The organism is Bulleidia sp. HCP3S3_C9 (genome assembly GCF_052064035.1).
Classification (GTDB): domain Bacteria; phylum Bacillota_I; class Bacilli_A; order Erysipelotrichales; family Erysipelotrichaceae; genus Bulleidia.
Map to the genome: position 1 here is coordinate 1 of NZ_JBQHWJ010000069.1, position 8,095 is coordinate 8,095.

The following is an 8,095-nucleotide window of genomic DNA, read 5'->3' on the forward strand; positions in this document are numbered from 1 at the left end:
AGATGCATGAAAATGCACCTCAAAATATTTGAACATCGATTTTTCTTCAAGACCTCATGAACATCATGTTATTTTGGAATATGTCAAAACCTCATCCAATTTTGGATATTCCTTTTTCTTATGTTTGTATAACTATTTTATAACTATAGACTATGATATTTATAAATAAATGTTATAATACCAAAGGCTTAGAAAACTAAGCTTGCTTAATGAAACCACCAATACTAGTCTCCCTATAACAAGTATTGGTGGATTTTTATAGTTATTTTAAAGTTATGAAAATATAAAGTGTTTTAATATGCAAAATTTAAGCGCTTACACTATTGATTTTCAATATTTTCATGTATTATAATTTTCTTGCAATTTTCCTAAGGCATAATAGGATGATTGTTCGACAATTACATAAGCAAAAATAATGAAAGTTATTGACGCAAAGCCACGGGTCTAAGTTAAATTAGTGATAACATGATCGCCGAGTTGCAACACAGCAAAAAAGTGTTTTTGTTGTTTTTTTATTTGCTTGAAATTATCGAGGAGGAGGAAAGATGTATGCACAATAATTTTTGGAAGAAGTGTTTTTCAGTATTTGTTGCATTACTGATGATTTTTTCTAATGCACAAAATTTAGTTTATGCGGAAGGAGATGAGCATAGCAAACCGTTAAATGAAAATGCCAGTTCTCTATCTGTTTCTTTAAATGTTGATGGAGCAGAAATTAAATCAGGTGAGACTGTTGAAGTAAATTATTCACAATCTTTAGAAATGAATATTGCTTGGAATTTTGCAAACGGTGAATATCCACAATCAACTGAAGATAAACTTACCTATCAAATTCCAGCAAATATTCATGCTACTGATTCAAGTGGACCATTAATGGATGGGAATGTACAAGTTGGTACGTATACTATTACAAATAATACGATTACAATCCAGTATAATGATGAAAACTTTATTCATGGGGATGGAAGAAAAGGAACATTAAGACTAAGTGGTTCATTTGATAATAGCCAATTAAATGATGGTCAAGGTGGACAAACTTCTTATGAGTTTCCAGGCGCAGGTACTATTACCGTAAAAATGAAAAGAAATGATGCCAATGATGGTGTTAGTATTAAAAAAACTGGTGGACAAGTTAACAAAGATAATGATGGTAATTTGTATGCTGATTTTATCGTTGCAATACATTCAAAAGGTGATAATACAAATGTCGTATTCTCTGATTCTATGGGATCATATATGACACTTAACGGCACTGTTTCTTTCTTTTCTGATGAAGCATGCAACACACTTGTACAACCACAGCCAATGAGCACAACTGTAGCAAATAGCACATTTGCATATACGATTTCTAAAATGAATGATAATGAAACAATTTATGCAAAGTACAGAGTAAATGTTGATAAAAAATTTACATATAATGATGATTGTGTAGCAAAAACAAATAAAGCTTCAGTTAAGAGCAAAGAACATGATAGTGAAACAAGCAAGGAGATTCAGCTTCAAATTTCAGATGATTTAAAATATCCAAAGATTTCAAAAGAAGGAAAGAAAGAAGCGGATGGCGTTATTGCGTGGACAATCAATTTTGGTAAAGCAGGTTATGATATTTCTGGTTTGAAATTGAAAGATATTTTGAAGACAGAAGCTAGTGATGATTATCTTGCATCTCAATTTAAAAAAGATTCTTTTACAGTAAGCCCTGCAGTAGATGGTTTAACATTTGATTCTTTGACAAGCGAAAATGGTTTTACTATGCCTGAAGGATCTAATGGTGAATATACAATTACTTATCAGACAACGTATACACAGCCAACAGATTCCACGAAAAACTATAAAGTTAACAATACAATCACTGAATATCCATATGGCGATAAGTGGGAATATTCTAAAGATAGTAAAAATGTAACAGTGTCAGAAAAATATGATTATGTACAAAAAGATTTCATTTCATTTGACGAAAAAAGTAGGGAAGCTTTATGGAAGGTAACTGTACATGTTCCAGAAACTGGAATTGCAGATTTAAAGGTTGCAGATGAAATTCCTGACGGAATGGAATTTGTAAATGATTCATTATCTGATTTGAGTAAAGGAGTAAAGACTCCAACTATTTCTGAGAATAAAGAAAAAAATAAAGTGGACTTTTTATTTGGAAATGTGACAAAAGGAACGATTTCTTTTACATATAAAACTAAGATAACAACTGTTCCTGAAAAAGATACTACGTACAATAATAAAGTGCGTGTTTATGAAAAGGATAAAAAATTAGGAACAGATGAAGCTGAATATGAATTGAAATTTAAACAATATTTATCAAAAGATGCAGATTGGAATACTTTTAAAGTTGAAGGAAACGATGTTTCTACTTCAATTCCATGGGTTTTAACTGTTTCTAAATTGCCTGCTGATGCAAAAAATGTTGTTATTACGGATACTTTACCTTCTAATTTAAAGATGGTAGAAAATTCTCTAATGATCAAAGAAAATTGGAGTAATATCATTGACTCATCTAATGTAGATGTTGAACTTACAAAAACTTCTACTGGAAATGTTATTAATTTCAAATTAAGTGATAACTTAATTGAACTGGCAAAGAGTAAAGATATACAAATCTTTTTTAATACAACATATGAAGATTTAAGTAAAGTTCCATCTGGCAGTATCGAATATAAGAATACAGCACAAATCAAAGTTGATGATTATACGGCACCTGCTGTGTCAGCGAGCAGATGGCAACAATATAATTCTAAAGATATTTTAAACAAAGATGGTGTTTACAATGATGGCGAATCATTTATTCACTATACAATTTCTGTGAATAAATCTAGTGCTGATTTAAATCCAAATGGAGATACTTTAACATTGGAAGATACGATTGGATCTGAAATTGATTTTCAATTAGGAACTCTAAAAATCAATGGGGCTTCAGCTACTGCTGATCAGTATTCCTATGATGATACAACTAGAAAAATAACGATCACAATTCCGGATAATCAATATGCAAAAATCACATATGATGGATATCCAAATATTGCTATTGGTGAAGAATTCACATCTGCTTCAAATAACAAAGTTGTTTTAAAGGGTGTAGATCATGTAAGTCCAGCTGATAAGAGTTTTGATAAAATTAAAGTTCATCAAAGTTCTGGCACATCTACATATAACGGTGTTTCTTTGACCGTATATAAGCAGGAAAAAGGTGTTTCTGCTAAGGCATTAAAGGGTGCTAAATTTGCTTTATACGAAGTTACAGTTGATGAAGGAAAAGAAACAGACGCTAAATTAGTAAGTGAAAAAATAACTGGTGATAGTGGATATGTCAGCTTCTCTGGTTTAAGCAGATCTGTACTTTATAAATTAGTTGAGACACAAGCACCTGACGGATATTTTTTGGATTCAACACCAAATTACTTGATGTTTAAAGATGCAACTAGAGCAACAGGTTTAATCACGCAAATCAAAGTTGGTGAAAAAGAATATAATGTGAATTTGATTGATTCAAAAGTTTACAATAAGCAAATAATCGTAGAAGACGAACCTGTTACGAAAGCAGGTAGTTTGAAATTAACAAAACATTTTGCAGGCTTGAATGACAATCAAATTGATTCATTAAAACAAAAAATTTCATTTGATGTTCAGAAAAAAGGCAGTTCGGACGCCACACATATTAATTTGAATGATCCAGGATGGGAAAAATCAAATGGAACATATTCATATACACTAACAAATCTTCAAATAGGAGATTATACAGTTACAGAAACTAATGCCTCTTTAAAGAACTATACTGTCTCAACTGTATATACATATTCTGTAGATGGTAAAGAATCGAAGCAAGTTTCTACGCAAAGTACAATTTCTGTTGAAGATGGAAAAGTAACAACTCTTAATATTACTAACACATATGAAAAACAGACTACTTCTTATTTTGTACAAAAAGTATGGGAAGATAACATTAATCAACAAGTTAGACCAGATAGTGTAACAGTACAGCTGTATGCAGATAACAATCCAGTTGAAGGAAAAACTGTTGTTTTAAGTAATGGTAACAATTGGGAGTATGAGTGGACAGGATTGGATGAGTACAATGCTGACGGTAATAAAATTACCTATTCCGCAAAAGAAGTTGGTGGTAATCCAAACTATTCCGTTTCATATGACGGAAATAAAATTACAAATACTTTAAACACTACTTCCTATCAGGTTGAAAAGGTATGGATTGATAATAACAATGCTGCAAAGAAGAGACCATCTAAAATTACTGTTCAATTACAAAGACAGGCAAAAGGTTCTGATGCAATTGAGCCTGTTTCTTCTGTAGAATTAAATGAAACAAATAAGTGGAAGCATACTTTTGATAACTTATTGATTGCAAATAAAGATGGTAAAGTATATACATACACCGTTGTTGAACCTGATGTAAATAGTTATGCTTCTGATGTGGTTCTTAAGGATAAAACATTTGTAATTACAAATACATATCAGGAACAAGGTAAAAATATTACAATTTCTAAGACTGATGGAAACAATGTAGAAATTGCTGGAGCATCATTAAAACTGTCTCGTATCAATGATGATTCCAAAGAAGAAATTGCTTCCTGGACTTCTGGACAAGATGGTAAAGCACATGTTGTAACAATCAATCCTGGTACATATTATCTTGAAGAAACAAGTGCTCCTGAACATTTCAAGATTGCAGAGCCAATCAAATTTGAAGTTGCTGCAGATGGAAATGTTTATATCATTACAACGAATGAACAAAATGAATCTATTAAAACACATTGTGTAAACAATGTTGTTCAAATGGTAGATCAGAATATCGAACAGACTTCTTACTCTGTACAAAAAGTTTGGAGTGACAATGAAAATGCTGCAAAGAAGAGACCATCTGAAATTACTGTTCAGTTACAAAGAAAACTATCAACGGAAGAAAATTATTCCAATGTAGGAAACGTTATAACTTTAAATAATAAAAATAATTGGGAGTACATTTGGGGTGCATTAGATGCAACAGATCAGTCTGGTAATTCTTATACATATCAAGCTGTAGAAGTTGGATTAGTAAATGGATATATTAGTTCATCAGTGAATGACGGGAATAAAACTACAATCAATAATACAATAACTTCTGTAAACGTTTCTAAAGTTGATATTTCTTCATTACAAGAATTAGAAGGCGCACATATTCAGGTTCTAGATGGAAATAAAGTCGTAGAAGAATGGAATTCTACATCTGAAACACATAAAGTTTGTGGTTTAGAAACAAACAAACTATATACATTACATGAAACAATCGCACCAGATGGCTATACATTGGCAAGTGACATCCCATTTAAATTAGATGATAACGGCCATGTAGTTGTTACAGATTCTAATCAAAATTCTATTTCTGAAAATGGCAGTATTTTATTGAAAGACGCATTAACATCGATTCGAATTTTAAAAGTTGATGCTGCAACAAATACACCATTAGCAGGTGCACATATTCAAATCAAAGATGGTGAAACTATTGTTCAAGAATTTAATTCTACTGAGGACAATGCAGGAATTCAGATCAATGGATTGAAGACAGGTGTTGTTTATACATTACACGAATCATCTGCTCCAGCTAACTATACATTAGCAACAGATACTACATTTAGTTTGAATGCGGATGGATCAATTAATCTTGAAAAAACAAACACTGATTTTGAAATTAATAATGGTTCCATTGTTCTTTCTGTAAAAGATGTTCAGATTTCTAAAACTACATATTCCGTACAGAAAGAATGGGACGACAATAACAACGCATTGAATAATCGTCCTTCTACAATTCAAGTACAGCTTCAAAGCAAACTTGGAGATGGTGAATTCACAAATGATGGTGGCGCAATTACCTTAAGTCAAGATAACAATTGGACATATACATGGAATGATCTTCCATCTTCAAATGATGAAGGTACAAAGTATACATACCAGGCTGTTGAAGTAGGAAAGTCTGAAAATTATCTAGATCCATCATATCGTTATGATGATTCTAAAAAAATACACGTTATTACAAATAAATCTTATCCAGTTGTAGAAATTTCTAAAACAAATGTCTTAGGGGATGAAATTCAAAGTGCAGTGTTAACACTTGTTGATACAAATAAAAATGAAGTTGCACGTTGGACAAGTGGCAGTGAAACAAATGAAGATGGAACAATCAAGCCACATTACGTTCAGGTTGCTCCAGGAACATATACATTGCATGAAGAAGCAACACCAGATAACAATTATGTATTAGCACAGGATATAACTTTTACAGTAAATGAAAATGGCGTTGTAACAATGAATGATACAGTTGTTGATCACGTTACAATGGTTGATGAATACAACACACATCTAATTAATGTTTCTAAAGTAGATATCAGTGGTAATGAAATTGCTGGAGCTAGCATGAAGATTACTGGTACTCCAACAGGTTCTGAATCTAAGATAACACCAATTGAGTGGGTTTCTGGATCTGATGGCAATAATGAAGATGGAACATTAAAAAATCATGTCGTTTCTTTACAGCCAGGAAATTACACACTAGAAGAAACAGCAGTTCCTGATGGAAATGTATACGTCAAGGCGGCTAATATTAACTTTACAGTCAATGTTGATGGTACAGTAAAGGTTGCTGATAATGAAGCTGGTGATACAGTGACAATGGTTGATTACTATTCTGATCATGGTATTGTCATCTCAAAACAGGATGTCAATGGTGCTGCAGTAAAGGGTGCTTTATTAAAACTATTTGATAAAGAAAACAATGAAATTGCATCCTGGGAAACAGATGGCATTACAGATCATCAAGTTGAAGTACAGCCAGGAACTTATACATTACACGAAGAAGCAACACCAGATAACAACTATGTATTAGCGCAGAATATTACTTTTACAGTCAATGAAAAAGGTAAAGCTCTTATCAATGGTAAAGAAGTTGAAAAAGTTGTTATGGTTGATACATTTGCACCTCATGATGTTGTTATTTCTAAAACTGATTTGAATGGCAAAGAACTGAAGGGTGCTAAGCTTGAAGTAACAGGCGTTGAAGAAGGTGGAGGTGAAATTGAAAAGATTTCTTGGATATCTGATGGCAATACAAAGAATATTTCTGTAAAGCCAGGCACATATACGCTTCATGAAGAAGCAACACCAGACAACAATTATGTATTAGCGCAAGATATTACATTTAAAGTTGACAGTGAAGGTACAATCTCAGTTGATGGTAAACCGGTTGAACGCGTAACAATGGTTGATGACTATAATAATCATCCTGTTGAAATCTCTAAGACTGATGTTGGTGGAAAAGAACTAGCAGGCGCACAATTGTCTGTAGTAGATACGAATGGAATAACGATTGATTCCTGGACAAGTTCTGCAAAGATTCACAAAGTCACAGTCAAACCAGGAACATATACACTTCATGAAGACTTATCTCCTGTTGGATATAAAATTGCAAAAGACATTACATTTGATGTAGATATTGAAGGCAAAGTTACTGTGAATGGCAAGAAGGTTGATCAGGTAGTCATGGTTGATGAAGATCAAACATATGACATTGCAATCAGTAAACAGGATATTACGAACAATAAAGAACTTCCTGGAGCGAAGTTATCTCTCAAGGATACAAAAACAAATAAGGTTGTTGAAACATGGACAAGTGCTTCTGAAGCACATGTAGTAACAGTTGTTCCTTCAACATATGAATTAAGTGAAGTTGCATCTCCTAACGGATATGAGATTGCTGAAAAAATCACATTCACAGTCGAACGTGATGGAACAATTACAATTGATGGAAAGAAAGTTGAAACTGTAATTATGCAGGATCAGCCAACAAAACCAACAGTTGATACTTCTGATCACAACAATATCGTATTCTTTGGAATCACTGGAGTGATTTCTCTTGGATTAGCATTCATGATGCTTCTAACAAGAAAAAAAATTCATTAATTTATGACTAGAAAGCAGTTGAAAACAGGCACTCCAAAATTGGATGAGGTGTCAAGAAATTGATTTTCAAATAACATGAGGAATTGAAAGAATTTCAACACCTCAAACAACTTGAGCGACGAGAAGTACATATGGTGACAGA

1 protein-coding gene and 1 riboswitch are annotated in these 8,095 nt (G+C 32.5%); the gene reads left to right on the forward strand.

Annotated elements, in window-relative coordinates; all coding sequences use genetic code 11:
• Positions 1-395 precede the first annotated feature (395 nt).
• A riboswitch (cyclic di-GMP riboswitch) is annotated at positions 396-485 on the forward strand.
• A gap of 64 nt (positions 486-549) precedes the next feature.
• Entirely contained in the window at positions 550-7,953 is a 7,404-nt protein-coding gene (locus ACTND6_RS09970) for a SpaA isopeptide-forming pilin-related protein (RefSeq protein WP_441023956.1), read from the forward strand.
• Positions 7,954-8,095 lie beyond the last annotated feature (142 nt).

Excerpts from the sequence above, each read along its gene's own strand:
- ACTND6_RS09970 (WP_441023956.1), top strand. The coding sequence starts at position 550 with ATGCACAATAATTTTTGGAAGAAGTGTTTTTCAGTATTTGTTGCATTA.